At 71.2% G+C, this 13,760-nt stretch carries 12 protein-coding genes and 1 pseudogene; 7 read left to right on the top strand and 6 right to left on the bottom strand.

The window, feature by feature from the left end:
• Positions 1 to 6 precede the first annotated feature (6 nt).
• Together RLT59_RS12850 and RLT59_RS12855 are read right to left on the bottom strand one after the other, a co-directional pair.
• Positions 7 to 765, bottom strand: a complete 759-nt coding sequence (locus RLT59_RS12850) for an IclR family transcriptional regulator (RefSeq protein WP_311303533.1) — start codon at positions 763 to 765, stop codon at positions 7 to 9.
• Positions 762 to 1,802 (bottom strand): sugar kinase, encoded by a 1,041-nt coding sequence (locus RLT59_RS12855; protein WP_311303534.1) that lies wholly within the window; start codon positions 1,800 to 1,802, stop codon positions 762 to 764. The genes RLT59_RS12850 and RLT59_RS12855 overlap by 4 nt, the downstream gene beginning before the upstream one ends.
• 157 nt (positions 1,803 to 1,959) lie before the next feature.
• Between RLT59_RS12855 and RLT59_RS12860 the strand changes: the two genes are divergently transcribed.
• Positions 1,960 to 3,276, top strand: coding sequence for an amino acid deaminase (locus tag RLT59_RS12860; RefSeq protein WP_311303535.1), 1,317 nt, complete (start codon positions 1,960 to 1,962; stop codon positions 3,274 to 3,276).
• A 133-nt stretch (positions 3,277 to 3,409) separates the two neighbouring features.
• On the top strand, positions 3,410 to 5,029 hold the full coding sequence (locus RLT59_RS12865; protein WP_311303536.1) for an N-acyl-D-amino-acid deacylase family protein: 1,620 nt from the start codon (positions 3,410 to 3,412) through the stop codon (positions 5,027 to 5,029).
• On the opposite strand, the gene RLT59_RS12870 is transcribed toward RLT59_RS12865, so the two are convergent.
• Complete coding sequence (locus tag RLT59_RS12870) at positions 5,026 to 5,850, bottom strand: siderophore-interacting protein (RefSeq protein WP_311303537.1); 825 nt, start codon at positions 5,848 to 5,850, stop codon at positions 5,026 to 5,028. The two genes, RLT59_RS12865 and RLT59_RS12870, sit on opposite strands and share 4 nt — an antisense overlap.
• 108 nt (positions 5,851 to 5,958) lie before the next feature.
• Here RLT59_RS12870 and RLT59_RS12875 point away from each other — a divergent pair, with 108 nt between their 5' ends.
• Positions 5,959 to 6,783, top strand: coding sequence for a TetR/AcrR family transcriptional regulator (locus RLT59_RS12875; RefSeq protein ID WP_311303538.1), 825 nt, complete (start codon positions 5,959 to 5,961; stop codon positions 6,781 to 6,783).
• Positions 6,784 to 6,793: 10 nt separating this feature from the next.
• Here the strand turns inward: RLT59_RS12875 and RLT59_RS12880 are convergent, their stop codons facing one another.
• On the bottom strand, positions 6,794 to 6,967 hold the full coding sequence (locus RLT59_RS12880) for a DUF5670 family protein (RefSeq protein WP_399125326.1): 174 nt from the start codon (positions 6,965 to 6,967) through the stop codon (positions 6,794 to 6,796).
• 114 nt (positions 6,968 to 7,081) lie between these two features.
• On the opposite strand from RLT59_RS12880, the pseudogene RLT59_RS12885 reads away from it, so the two are divergent.
• A pseudogene (locus RLT59_RS12885) lies at positions 7,082 to 7,833 on the top strand (DUF1206 domain-containing protein).
• A gap of 77 nt (positions 7,834 to 7,910) precedes the next feature.
• Here the strand turns inward: RLT59_RS12885 and RLT59_RS12890 are convergent.
• Positions 7,911 to 8,804, bottom strand: a complete 894-nt coding sequence (locus tag RLT59_RS12890) for a S1 family peptidase (RefSeq protein ID WP_311303539.1) — start codon at positions 8,802 to 8,804, stop codon at positions 7,911 to 7,913.
• A gap of 344 nt (positions 8,805 to 9,148) precedes the next feature.
• On the opposite strand from RLT59_RS12890, the gene RLT59_RS12895 reads away from it, so the two are divergent.
• Both RLT59_RS12895 and RLT59_RS12900 read left to right on the top strand, forming a co-directional pair.
• Positions 9,149 to 10,360: a pyridoxal phosphate-dependent aminotransferase gene (locus RLT59_RS12895; RefSeq protein ID WP_311303540.1), complete on the top strand. Its 1,212-nt coding sequence runs from the start codon at positions 9,149 to 9,151 to the stop codon at positions 10,358 to 10,360.
• A gap of 104 nt (positions 10,361 to 10,464) precedes the next feature.
• Positions 10,465 to 10,857: an SCO4983 family protein gene (locus RLT59_RS12900; protein ID WP_073736763.1), complete on the top strand. Its 393-nt coding sequence runs from the start codon at positions 10,465 to 10,467 to the stop codon at positions 10,855 to 10,857.
• A gap of 90 nt (positions 10,858 to 10,947) precedes the next feature.
• Here RLT59_RS12900 and RLT59_RS12905 read toward each other — a convergent pair whose 3' ends face one another.
• The gene (locus RLT59_RS12905) at positions 10,948 to 12,774 is read right to left on the bottom strand and encodes a phosphoenolpyruvate carboxykinase (GTP) (protein ID WP_311303541.1); all 1,827 of its coding nucleotides are present in this window, start codon (positions 12,772 to 12,774) and stop codon (positions 10,948 to 10,950) included.
• 211 nt (positions 12,775 to 12,985) lie between these two features.
• Here RLT59_RS12905 and RLT59_RS12910 point away from each other — a divergent pair, with 211 nt between their 5' ends.
• The gene (locus RLT59_RS12910) at positions 12,986 to 13,687 is read left to right on the top strand and encodes a PAQR family membrane homeostasis protein TrhA (protein WP_311303542.1); all 702 of its coding nucleotides are present in this window, start codon (positions 12,986 to 12,988) and stop codon (positions 13,685 to 13,687) included.
• Positions 13,688 to 13,760 lie beyond the last annotated feature (73 nt).

Consider the following 13,760-nt stretch of genomic DNA (forward strand, 5'->3'; position numbering starts at 1 on the left):
CGCTGATCAGGCTTTCTTGGGTCGGGTGGTGCCGGAGTACTCCCGGCTGATGGTGTCGGCGGTGCGCCGGACCAGCGGGAGCAGGGTGAGGAGTTCCTCTGCCGTGACGACCACGTTCGGTGCGGAGACCGACATGGCGGCGACGACGCGCCCGTCGGCGCCGCGAATGGGGGCGCCGACGCAGTTGATGGACTCCTCGTGGCCACCGAGGTCGGTGGCCCAGCCCTGTTCGCGTACGGCGGCGAGCTCCTTGAGGAACGCGCCGGCGCCGGGGGTCGAACGGGACGTGTACATGGGGTAGTCGAGCTTCTCCGCGACGGCGCGCCGTTCCGGCTCAGTCAGGTCCGCGAGCAGGAGTTTGGCCACGGCGGCGACGGTGATCGCGACGGGTTTGCCGATCCGGGAGTACATCCGGACCGGGTAGCGGCTCTCGACCTTGTCGATGTAGAGGACCTCGTGCTCCTCGTACACCGCGAGGTGGACGGTGTGTCCGCAGCTCTCGTTGAGTTCGGCGAGGTGCGGGTGGGCGATCTCCCGGACGTCGAGGTTCTCGACGGCCTCCTGGGCGAGCGCGAAGAGCCGTGCGCCGAGCCGGTAGCGCTGGTCCTGCTGGCGGTAGACGAGTCCGTGCTCGTGGAGTGTGCGCAGCAGCCGCAGCGCGGTGGACTTGTGGACGTCGAGCCGCTCGGCCACCTGCCCGAGGTCGGCGGGTCCCTGCGCGAGCAGCGGCAGGATGCTCAGCGCCCGGTCGACGGTCTGGCTCATGTCGTACGTACCTCCTGGTCGTCCCCCGTCCACCCGGGGCCGAGACGCAGTCTCCCCCAGGCGGTGTCGTCGAGGGCCACCAGGCGGTCGGCCCGGTCGCGGGCGGGCGGGTCGGTGAGGTCGCCGGGGACGGTGAGGGCGGCGGCGGCCATCAGGTGGCCGTGCCGGGCCCGGTCCTGGACGGGCAGTCCGCGCAGGGTGGCGGAGAGGAATCCGGCCGCGAAGGCGTCACCGGCTCCGACGGGCGCGACGACGTCGACGCGGAGCGCGGGCACCTCTGTGACGGTGTCACCGGCGATGACCGTCGCGCCGTCCGCGCCCCGCTTCACGACCAGGACCGCCGGTTCCGGGAGCGCCGCGCGGATCGCCTCCGCGCCCACGATCCCCCAGGCCTCCTCCGCCTCGTCCTCCCCGACGAAGACCAGGTCCGCGCCGCGGGCCAGCTCCAGCAGGACGCGGGGGGAGGCGTCGCCGCCCCGCCACAGTCCGGGCCGGTGGTTGACGTCGAAGGAGACGAGCGGGCGGCCGGGGCGCGGGGCGGTCAGCTCACGCAGCAGCGCCAGGCAGTCGGCGGACAGCGCGGCGGTGATGCCGGACAGGTGCAGGACCCGGCCGGCGAGCAGCGCCTCGTACGGGACGTCGGCGGGAGACATCGCGGAGGCGGCGGAGCCGGCCCGGTAGTACGCCACCTCGTGGACGTCGGCCGCGCGGTCCGTCGCCGTGCGGAAGTAGATGCCCGTCGGCCGGTCGGGGTCGCGCCGGACGGCGGAGGTGTCGACGCCGTAGCCGGCGATCGTGTCGACGAGGTGGTCACCGAAGCCGTCCGCGCCGACCCGGCTCACCCAGGCCGCCCGGTGTCCGGCCCTGGCGAGCGCGCAGGCGACGTTGGACTCGGCGCCGCCGATGCCCCGGCCGAAGGACGGCACGTCGGCGAGGCGCCCCGGCTGCGAGGGCAGGAACGTCACCATGGACTCACCGAGGCAGACGACATCCGTGGTCGCCGCGTCGGCGGCGGTCCTGGCCGGGGTTCCGGACACTCGGGGCTCCTCTTGGTCTGCGGGCGGCACCGGTTCTCACCATTGACCGGGCGTCGGCTCGGATGTTAGACAGCGCTGAGCGATATGCGCAATGGGTGTTGCATATGCTGCAACGCAACAGTGCGACGACGACCTACTTCGATCGAGGAGGCACCCCATGGCTGCCGAGGCTGCCGACCGTCCCGTGGCCGGGCTGACCGGTCTGGCCGGACTCGCCGACGAGCGGGTCGACCACCGGTTCAAGGCGCTCCCGCCCGACGCGCGGGGGCTGACCGTGGCGGCGCTGGCCGCCGAGCGGCGCTCCCTCTTCACCGGCGGGTTCACCACTCCGGTGCTCGCCCTGTCGGCCGAGTCCGTCGAGCACAACCTCGCCCTGCTGGAGACGTACGCAGAGCGGCACGGCCTCGCCTTCGCCCCGCACGGCAAGACGTCGATGTCCCCGCAGCTGTTCGCCCGTCAGCTGGAGCACGGCGCGTGGGGCATCACCGCGGCGGTGCCGCACCAGGCGCGGGTCTACCGGGCCTACGGGATCCAGCGGATCTTCCTCGCCAACGAGCTCGTGGACGCCGCCGCGCTGCGGTGGCTCGCGGGCGAGCTGGACGCCGACCCCGGCTTCCGGTTCGTCTGCTACGTCGACTCGGTGCGCGGCGTCGAGCTGATGGACGAGGCCCTGCGCGCGGCCGGTGCCTCCCGCCCGGTCGACGTCGTCGTGGAGCTCGGCGCCGGCGAGGGCGCCCGCACGGGTGCCCGTACCGAGGCCGACTGCGCCGAGGTCGCGGACGCGGTGGCCGGGGCCGGGAGCCTGCGCCTGGTGGGCGTGGCCGGTTACGAGGGCGAGGTGCCGCAGGCCTCCGGTGAGCGGGTACGGGACTGGCTGCGCCGGCTCGTCGCGCTGGCCGCGGACTTCGACGCGCGGGGGCGGTTCGCCGCGCTGGAGGACGGTGAGCCGATCGTGATCAGCGCGGGCGGCAGCGCCTGGTTCGACGCGGTGGCGGACGTGTTCGCGGAGATCCCGGAACTGTCCTCCCCCGTACTCAAGTTGCTCCGCTCGGGGGCGTACGTCTCGCACGACGACGGCCACTACCGCCATCTGACCCCCTTCAACCGGGTCCCGGAGGAGGGCGCCCTGGAGCCCGCCTTCCGGCTCTGGGCGCAGGTCGTCTCACGCCCCGCTCCCGGGCAGGCGTTCCTCAACGCGGGCAAGCGGGACGCGGCCTACGACCTGGACCTGCCCGTGGCGCAGGTCGTGCGGTCGGGGCGGGACGGATCGGTCCGCGAGGCGTCGGGGATCGAGATCACCGGACTGTCCGACCAGCACGCGTGGGTACGGACGGCGGACGGGGCCGAGCTGGAGGTCGGGGACTGGGTGGGGATGGGGCTCTCGCACCCCTGCACGAGCTTCGACAAGTGGCAGCTGATTCCGCTGGTCGCGGCGGACGGCACGGTCACGGACTACATCCGCACGTTCTTCTGATCCCCTGCGGGGTGCCCCACCCCACCCCGCCCCTTCCCGTAACCGGGGCTCCGCCCCGGGCCCCGCGCCTCAAACGCCGGCGAGGCTGAACACGCAGCCCCACCGGCTCGGCCGGGTATCGAAAGGCACCCCCATGGACCTGGTCATCCGCGACGCGCGCGTCATCGACGGCACCTCCGCCCCCTCCTACCGCGCCGATGTCGCCGTCCGCGACGGCCGGATCTCGGAGATCCACGCGGAGCGCGCCCCCGGCCCCCGCCCGTCCGCCGCCCGCACCCTGGACGCCGACGGTCTCGCCCTCTCCCCCGGCTTCATCGACATGCACGCCCACAGCGACCTCGCGCTGCTCCGCGACCCCGACCACAGCGCGAAGGCCGCACAGGGCGTCACCCTCGAAGTCCTCGGCCAGGACGGGCTGTCGTACGCCCCGGTCGACGACCGCACCCTCGCGGAGGTCCGCCGCTCCATCACCGGCTGGAACGGCGACGGGAGCGACATCGACTTCGACTGGCGCACGGTCGGCGAGTACCTGGACCGGCTCGACCGCAACTTCGGCGGTCAGGGCATCGCCGTCAACGCCGCCTACCTGATCCCGCAGGGCACCGTCCGGATGTACGCGGCCGGCTGGGACGACCGGCCCGCCACAGAGGCCGAGCTGACCCGGATGAGGGAACTCGTCGCCCAGGGCATGCGCGAGGGCGCCGTCGGCATGTCCTCCGGGCTCACCTACACCCCGGGCATGTACGCGGACGACGCCGAACTCACCGAGCTGTGCCGGGTGGTGGCCGAGCACGGCGGCTACTACTGCCCGCACCACCGCTCCTACGGCGCGGGCGCGCTTGAGGCGTACGAGGAGATGGTGCGGCTCACCCGTACCGCGGACTGCGCCCTGCACCTCGCGCACGCCACCATGAACTTCGGCGTGAACGAGGGGAAGGCGCCGGAGCTGCTCGCCCTCCTCGACCGGGCCCTGGAGGCGGGCGCCGACATCTCCCTCGACACCTACCCGTACACCCCGGGCTGCACGACCCTGGTCGCCATGCTGCCGAGCTGGGCGAGCGAGGGCGGCCCCGAATCGATCCTCGCCCGGCTGGCCGACGACGCGACGGCGGCGCGGATCCGCCACGACATGGAGGTCGTCGGGGCGGACGGCTGCCACGGTGTGCCGATCGAGTGGGACCGCATCGAGATCTCCGGCGTCAGCGTGCCCGGCCTCGGCTCCTACGTCGGCCGTACGGTCGCCGAGTCCGCACGGCTGCGCGGCGAGGAGCCCTGGGTGACCGCGCGGCGGGTGCTCCAGGAGGACCGGCTCGGCACGACGATCCTCCAGCACGTGGGCCACGAGGAGAACGTCCGGCAGATCATGCGCCACCGGGTCCATACCGGAGGCAGCGACGGCATCCTCCAGGGCGACAAGCCGCACCCGCGCGCCTACGGCACCTTCCCGCAGTACCTCGGCCGGTACACCCGGGAGCTGGGCGTCCTCGGCCTGGAGGAGTGTGTCGCCCACCTCACCTCCCGTCCGGCGGCCCGGCTGCGGCTGGCCGACCGCGGGCTCGTGCGCGAGGGGTACCGGGCGGACCTGGTCCTCTTCGACCCGTCGACGGTGGCGGCGGGCTCCACGTTCGAGGAGCCGCGCACCCTGCCGATCGGCATCCCGCACGTACTGATCGACGGCCGCTTCGTCATCGAGGACGGGAAGCGGACCCAGACCCTGGCCGGCCGCTCCGTGCGCTCCGGGCGCCCCGCCTAGGGAGTCTCCGCCGCCCGTTCCGCCGCCCACGCGAGGTCCTCCTCCGTGGGCGCGTCGTCCTGGGTGAGCGCCCGCCGCCAGTAACCGCTGAACTCCACGGCGGACCTGGGCAGTCCGCGCTCCTCCACCAGATGGCGGCGCAGCGCCCGTACCGTACCGGCCTCGCCCGCGAGCCAGCCGGCCGTATCGCCCCGCGGCAGTTCGGCGGAACGGACCGCGTCCAGCAGCGACGCGCCCCGGTCCCGGTGCACCCAGCACACCGTCACCTCGGCCGCGCTGTCGAACCGCTGCTCCTCCGCGGCGTCGGCCACCTCGGCGCAGACCGTCGCCCGCGCCCCGGCCGGCAGGGCTTCGAGGATCGTCCCGATCGCCGGGAGCGCCGACTCGTCACCGGCCAGCAGCAGGTGCCCGGCCTCGGGCAGCGGCCTGGCGTACGCGGAGGACGGGCCGACCATGCCCGCCACGTCCCCCGGCCCGGCGGTACGGGCCCAGCGGGTGGCGGGCCCCTCGTCGCCGTGGAGCACGAAGTCGACGGCCATCAGGCCGGAACCCGGGTGGTACGAGCGGACGGTGAAGCTCCGCATGAGCGGCCGCTCCGGTTCGGGGATCGCGAGGCAGGCCTCGTACCAGCGCATGCCGTAGGTGTCCTGCGCGTCCGGCTCCGGCAGCCGGGGCACGCGCTGCCCCGGCCTCGGGAAGCAGAGCTTCATCTGCTGATCGGGCCGGTCCTCCATGAGCGACGCCGGCGCGTCCCCGGAGAAGCTGATCCGCAGCATCCGCGGGCTGATCCGCTCGACGCCCTCGACCCGCACATACGACACAGGCAACCCCTGCACCGCCACGCGAAACCAGCCCCTCACCGGACTTTGATACTTTACGCCCTAAGTAATTATCGAATCGAAGTTACTTTACGACGTAAGGAGTCGCAAGTGGTGGTCTATGCCGGGCAGGGCGATGCCCGTCGGTCGATGTCGCTGCTGTGGCGTTCGGCCGCACCGCGCGAGGGAGGTGCGGCAGCCGGTCCGGGTCCCAGGCCGGGGCTGACGGTCGACGCGATCGTGACCGCCGCGATCGCCGTGGCCGACGAGGACGGCATGGCCGCGCTGTCGATGCGGGCGGTGGGCGAGCGGCTGGGGCGCACGGCGATGGCGCTCTACACCTACGTTCCCGGCAAGAGCGAGCTGCTGGACCTGATGTACGACGCGGCACACGCGGAACTCCCCGCGGGCCGTGCCGGATCGGGCGACTGGCGTAAGGATCTGACGGACTGGGCGCGCGACACCCTCGCGTTCTACCTGCGCCACCCGTGGGTGCTCCAGGTCTCCCAGGCCCGTCCGGTGCTCGGCCCGCACGAGTACGCCGGACTGGACGCTCTTGTGCGTCTCCTCTACGGCACGGGGCTCGACGCCGGGGTGCTGCGGCGCCTGGTCGGGACGCTGTTCCACTTCGTGCGGGGCGCCGCGCGGGCCGTCGCCGACGCGCGCGAGGCGGCGACGGGGCGGGCGGACGAGGAGTGGTGGTACGCCCGCTCGGCGGCGCTCATGGAACTGGTCCCGGACTTCGCGGACCGCTATCCGGAACTGAGCCGGATGGAGCGGGAATCGGCGCGGCCGGAACCGGCCGGGGACGACGCGGTGCCGTATCCGGAGCGAGAGGCACGGGAGACGTTCACCGCGGGACTGGACGTCCTGCTGGACGGCATCGAGACCGCCGTCCGGCGGGGACCGGGGGCAGGGCGCACGGACACGCCCTGAAGCCCGCGACTCACCATCGGTACCAACGGCCGTGAGCGGTGCCGGAACCCGACCGCAGCAGAAATCCCAGCAGCCACAGCACCAGCAGGATGCCTGCGATCCACCAGAGCAGGTTGAGCGCGAACCCGGCACCGAGCAGCAGCAGCACGACCAGAAGAACGACAAGCAGGGGAACCATATTCATCAACCTCCGCGAATTCGAGTGTCCCGGTCCTCCCGGTCCACACCTCCGCCCGCGCATTCCTCCCGGACCGGAGCGCAACCGTTTCCGCCACGTCTTCCCGGGCATCCGGGGCACATGAATATCTCTGCGACAGCCAGAAAAGGGCACGGGAAGGCAAGACGCGCGGGAGACGGTTCGGCCGTCGAGGCGGGCGGCCGTGCCGGATTCGTGGCCCGCGGGGTCATCTACATCCTGGTCGGCGTGCTCGCCCTGCGTATCGCGTTCTCGGACGGAGGCGGGAAGAAGCAGGCGGACCGGGGCGGGGCGCTGAGCGAGATAGCCCAGAAGCCCTTCGGTTCCGTCCTGCTGTGGCTCTCCTGGGCATCGCGCTCGTCGGCATGGCCCTGTGGCGGCTCTCCGAGGCCGCGTTCGGGACCGCGGGCGACAAGGGAAGCGGCAGCGGTTCGAGCGACTCGAAGTCGCAGGACGTCACGGCGAAGGTGCTCGACCTGCCGGGTGGCCGCCGGCTGGTCGGTATCGCGGGCGTGGTCGTCGCCGGGATCGGCCTGTACATAGCCGGCCGGGCCGCACTCCGTAAGTTCCACAAGCACCTGCGGATGGGCGAGATGTCACCCGTCCAGCGCCGCGGTGTGGACATCACGGGCGTCTTCGGCGGAATGTCCCGCGGCATCGTCTTCGCGGTCGCCGGCGGATTCGCCTTGGCCGCCGCGGTGAAGGCGCGGTCCGGCGAGGCGAAGGGCATGGACGACACCCTGCGCTCGTTCAGCTCGACCCCGGCCGGCCCCTGGCTGCTGGCACTCATCGCGGTGGGCCTGGCCGCCTTCGGCCTCTTCTCCTGGGCGAACGCCCGGTGGCGCAAGATCTGACTGACCGGACGCGTGCGGGGGCGGGGGCGGGGGCGGGAATACCGCTCCCCCGCCCCCGCCCGACCGCGCTCCGCCGGTTACGGCTTGGGCAGCTCGCAACCCGCCGCGTCCAGGTCGAACTTGTTGCCCGCGCCGATGCACGGCACGATGCCGTACGTCTCCTGGGCGTAGTTGATGCCCTCGCGGACCGTCACCTGGCCGTTCTCGTCGACCTCGCACGGATTGTTGTCCGTGCACTCCTGCCCGTCCTCGTTACCGGTGTTGTTGACGGCGACGACCTTGCCGGTCGCGTCGTCGATCACCGGGGAGCCGGACGTGCCGCCGATGGTCTGGCAGGCGGAGGTGTAGCGGACCGAGTCCTTCCAGGTCCACTCGCCCTCCTTGAGGCGGTAGACGAACCCGTCGACGTTGCAGCTGTACGTGCGCTTCCAGTACCCGGACGCCACGGTGATCGCCGCGCCCTGCACCGGGTGCGCGGTGTTGAGCTCCAGCGCCTCGATCCCGTAGTCGCTCTCGATATCGGCGTACGTGGAGGTGAGTTGGTACACCGATATGTCGGTGTCCGTCATGGTCCCGTACGCGATCTTGCTCGCCCGCACCGTGCCGAGGTCGCCGCCCGAGGCGTCCAGCAGGGTGAAGCTGCGGGTGGACGGCTGGTCGATCACGACCTCACCGGGCCCGGGGAAACCGGACTCCATGCAGTGCCCGTTGGAGAGCACGAGCGCGGGATCGTCCGGCTGGGAGTCGGGCGTACGGACGACCGATCCCGAACAGTTGCTGAGCGCCACGGTTCCGGCGAAGCCGACCGCCTTGGTCCTGGCCTTCGCCCGGACCGCCGTGTGACTCGATGACGCCGCCGCCTTGACCGTGCTGGGCGCTGTCGCGTCGTGGCTTGTGGCCGCGGTCGCGGGCGCCGTGCCGGCTCCGAGGAGCAGCACGGCGAAGAGCGCACCGACGAGAGGCTTTTTCATGTGGGGGTCCCCTCAAATGACCTGCGCAGAGCGTGTGGGGCCTCTGCGACCGAAGTTCTTCCGGTTTTGACATGCGCATGTTTGCGTATCGAGAGGGGTCGCACAAGGGGGCGCCCCGCCAGTGCGGGGTGCACCTCCGTGGCGCATCTCACCCGGCCTGCTCCGTCACGCCCCGGCCGCACCCCTTTCCAAGCCCGGCCCCCGTCCGCGCCCCGCGTTCCCACGGTTCGCGGGCGGTCGGCGCATGGGATGGAAGCCGGACCGGGCGGACCGGGCGACCCGGCTGGGTCAACCTGCGGGGAAAGGCCGGGCACCCCGCGAAACACAGTCGTAAGCTCGCAGACATGCAGGTCATCCAGTCCACGAAGCTCGCCAACGTCTGTTACGAAATCCGGGGCCCCGTGCTGGAGGAGGCGATGCGGCTGGAAGCGGCCGGCCATCGCATCCTCAAGCTGAACACCGGCAACCCCGCCGCGTTCGGCTTCGAGTGCCCGCCGGAAATCCTTGAGGACATCCTGCGCAACCTCTCCGGGGCGCACGGCTACGGCGACGCGAAGGGGCTGCTGTCCGCGCGGCGGGCCGTGATGCAGCACTACCAGACCAAGGGGATCGACCTCGACATCGAGGACGTCTACCTGGGCAACGGCGTCTCCGAGCTGATCCAGATGTCGATGCAGGCGCTGCTCGACGACGGCGACGAGGTGCTGGTCCCGGCCCCGGACTACCCGCTGTGGACGGCTTCGGTCTCGCTGGCCGGCGGCACGGCCGTGCACTACCGGTGCGACGAGCAGTCCGACTGGATGCCGGACCTCGCGGACATCGAGCGGAAGATCACCGACCGCACCAAGGCCATGGTGATCATCAACCCGAACAATCCGACGGGCGCGGTGTACGACGACGAGATGCTGCGAGGGCTGACGGAGATCGCCCGCCGCCACAACCTGGTCGTCTGCTCCGACGAGATCTACGACCGGATCCTGTACGACGGAGCGACCCACACCCCGACCGCGACCATCGCGCCCGACCTGATGGTCCTCACCTTCAACGGGCTGTCGAAGAACTACCGGGTGGCCGGCTACCGCTCCGGCTGGATGGCGGTCTGCGGCCCGAAGGCGCACGCCTCCTCGTACATCGAGGGGCTGACGATCCTGGCCAACATGCGGCTCTGCGCCAACATGCCCTCGCAGCACGCGGTGGCCACCGCGCTCGGCGGGCGGCAGTCGATCAACGACCTGGTACTGCCGGGCGGCCGCATCCTGGAGCAGCGGGACGTGGCGTACGACCTGCTGACACAGATCCCGGGCGTGACGTGCGTGAAGCCGAAGGGTGCGCTGTACCTCTTCCCGAGGCTCGACCCCAAGGTCTACAAGATCAAGGACGACCGGCAGATGGTCCTCGACCTGCTGCGGGCCGAGAAGATCATGGTGGTGCAGGGGACGGGGTTCAACTGGCCGGAGACCGATCACTTCCGGGTCGTGACCCTGCCCTCCACCGAGGACCTGACGGACGCGATCGGCCGGATCGCCCGCTTCCTGGACGGGTACAGCCAGGTGTAGGCGACGGGTGCGGGCGAGGGTGCGCACCACCCGATCGTGAATCTGGACAACTTTAGACTGAATCCAAGCTAGGATGGATCCACAGCAACACCAGGAGGCCATCCATGTACGAACCGATCCGCACCAAATCGGTCCACACACCGGCCGACCACGCCGACTTCCCGCACCGCACCCGCGAGGAAGAGCTGGACATCCAGCTCGCCGGGCATCTGGCCGCACTCCTCGCGGTCACCGACGAGCTGGGGCTCGGCGAGGCGGGCGACCGCATCGCCGAACAGGTCGCCCGGTTGCGCGGCACACCCCCCGCCCGGCACGCCGGCCTGAGCGAGGCCCCCGCCCCGGCCCTGCACCGCCGCGCCCACGCCCTCGCGGGCCGCACCCTGGTGGTGGCGGCGTCCCGCGCCGACACGGCCGTCGCGATCCTCTCGGCCGAGCGGATGGACGCCCACACCGCGGCGCTCTCCGCCGACCCGTCGCACCTGGTCGGCGCCCTCTGACGGCCCCGGTCCACGTGCCGTAGAGGCGCGTGGACCGGGTGCCACCCATCCGCGGCGCTCCGGTCGTGGGTCTCCCCTCGGGGCAGGCGCTCAGCCCAGCCGCTGGACCAGGGCCCGGTACTCGTCCCACAGCTCCTTCGGCGCGTGGTCCCCGAAGGTGTTGAGGTGCTCTGGGATCAGCGCCGCCTCCTCGCGCCAGATCTCCTTGTCGACCTTGAGCAGGAAGTCGAGATCGGACTCGGAGAGGTCCAGGCCCGCGGTGTCGATCGAGCCCTTGGCCGGCAGGATGCCGATCGGGGTCTCGACGCCCTCGGCCTTGCCCTCCAGGCGCTCGACGATCCACTTCAGGACGCGGCTGTTCTCGCCGAAGCCGGGCCAGACGAACTTGCCGGCCTCGTTCTTGCGGAACCAGTTCACGTAGTAGATCTTCGGGAGCTTCGACTGGTCCGGCTTGTCCGCGCCGACCTTGAGCCAGTGGTTCATGTAGTCGCCCATGTTGTAGCCGCAGAACGGCAGCATGGCGAACGGGTCGCGGCGCAGCTCACCGACCTTGCCCTCGGCGGCGGCGGTCTTCTCGGAGGCGACGTTGGCACCGAGGAAGACCCCGTGCTGCCAGTTGAAGGACTCGGTGACCAGCGGTACGGCCGAGGCGCGGCGGCCGCCGAAGAGGATGGCCGAGACCGGCACGCCCTTGGGGTCCTCCCACTCGGGCGCGATGATCGGGCACTGACCGGCCGGGACGGTGAAGCGGGCGTTGGGGTGGGCGGCGGGCGTACCGGACTCGGGGGTCCAGTCGTTGCCCTTCCAGTCCGTGAGGTGCGCGGGCGGCTCCTCCGTCATGCCCTCCCACCAGACGTCGCCGTCGTCGGTGAGCGCGACGTTGGTGAAGACGGAGTTGCCCCACATGGTCTTCATGGCGTTGGCGTTGGTGTGCTCGCCGGTGCCGGGCGCGACGCCGAAGAAGCCGGCCTCGGGGTTGATCGCGTAGAGCCGGCCGTCCTCGCCGAACCGCATCCAGGCGATGTCGTCACCGATGGTCTCGACGGTCCAGCCGGAGATCGTGGGCTCCAGCATGGCGAGGTTCGTCTTGCCGCAGGCGCTCGGGAAGGCCGCCGCAACGTACTTCGACTCCCCGCGCGGCGGTGTGAGCTTGAGGATCAGCATGTGCTCCGCGAGCCAGCCCTCGTCGCGCGCCATGACGGAGGCGATGCGCAGCGCGTAGCACTTCTTGCCGAGCAGGGCGTTGCCGCCGTAGCCGGAGCCGTAGGACCAGATCTCGCGGTCCTCGGGGAAGTGCGAGATGTACTTGGTGGAGTTGCACGGCCACGGGACGTCCTCCTGGCCCTCGGCCAGGGGGGCGCCGAGGGTGTGGACGGCCTTCACGAAGAAGCCGTCGGTGCCGAGCTCGTCGAGGACCGGCTGTCCCATGCGGGTCATGGTGCGCATGGAGACGGCGACATAGGCGGAGTCGGTGATCTCGACACCGATCGCGGAGAGCGGCGAGCCGACGGGGCCCATGCAGAAGGGCACGACGTACATGGTGCGGCCGCGCATCGAGCCGCGGAAGACACCCTCGTCACCCACGAAGATCTCCCGCATCTCGGCGGGGTCCTTCCAGTGGTTCGTCGGGCCGGCGTCCTCCTCCTTCTCGGAGCAGATGAACGTACGGGTCTCGACCCGTGCGACGTCGCTCGGGTCGGAGGCGGCGTAGTAGGAGTTCGGGCGCTTGACCGGGTCGAGTTCGGTGAACGTGCCCTTGGCCACGAGCTCCCCGCACAGGCGCTCGTACTCGGCCTCGGAGCCGTCGCACCAGACCACTCGGTCCGGCTCGGTGAGGGCTGCGATCTCGTCGACCCAGGAGACGAGCTCCTGGTGGTTGGTGGGAACAGTGAGGGGAGCCGCGATGTCGCGCGCCACGATCGCTCCTTGATGAGGGTGTCTGCCTGGTAGGCCCCGTGGGGGCTGCGACCCGGATGCTTCTACCCCTTCGAATTACCCCTGGCGCTCATCCGGTGCCGACCGCACTCATTTGATCATCCGACCGTTCCGCCCATATGTCCAGGGGGCCGCCCACGTGAGCATCACCACTCATATCCGCAACCTACGGTGGCGTAGGTACGATGCAGGGATGACTGCTGCCACTGCCGCCGCACCGGAGCCCACCGGGCTGGAACCAGCCGGAACCGACGATGTCGAGCTGAAGCCACGGATGCGCGGCTGGCTGCACGCCGGCATGTTCCCCGCGGTCCTGATCGCGGGCATCGCGCTCATCGCGCTCACGGACACCACCCGCGGCCGGATCGCCTGCGGGGTCTACATCCTGACCGCGTGCCTGCTGTTCGGCGTGAGCGCCGTCTACCACCGCGGCACCTGGGGGCCGCGCGGCGAGGCGGTGCTGCGCAGGCTGGACCACGCGAACATCTTCCTGATCATCGCGGGCACCTACACCCCGCTCGCCCTGCTCCTGCTGCCCGAGTCCACCGGGACCCCGCTGCTGTGGGCGGTCTGGGGCGCGGCGGTCGCGGGCATCGCCTTCCGGGTGTTCTGGGTCGGCGCCCCGCGCTGGCTCTACACGCCGTGCTACATCGCGATGGGCTGGGCCGCGGTCTTCTTCCTGCCGGACTTCATGCGGACCGGCGGGATCGCGGTGCTGGTGCTGGTGGTCGTCGGCGGAGTGCTGTACAGCGCCGGCGGCGTCATCTACGGCATCAAACGGCCGAATCCGTCACCGCGCTGGTTCGGCTTCCACGAGGTCTTCCACTCGCTGACCCTGGCGGCGTTCGTCGCGCACTACGTCGGCATCTCCCTGGTGGCGTACAGCCAGAGCTGAACCCCGGTAAGGGCCGCGGCGTTCGAGCCGCGGCCCTTTCGCATACCCGGACGCAGGAGCACGGGATCCATGT

Source organism: Streptomyces sp. ITFR-6, assembly GCF_031844725.1.
Classification (GTDB): Bacteria; Actinomycetota; Actinomycetes; order Streptomycetales; family Streptomycetaceae; genus Streptomyces.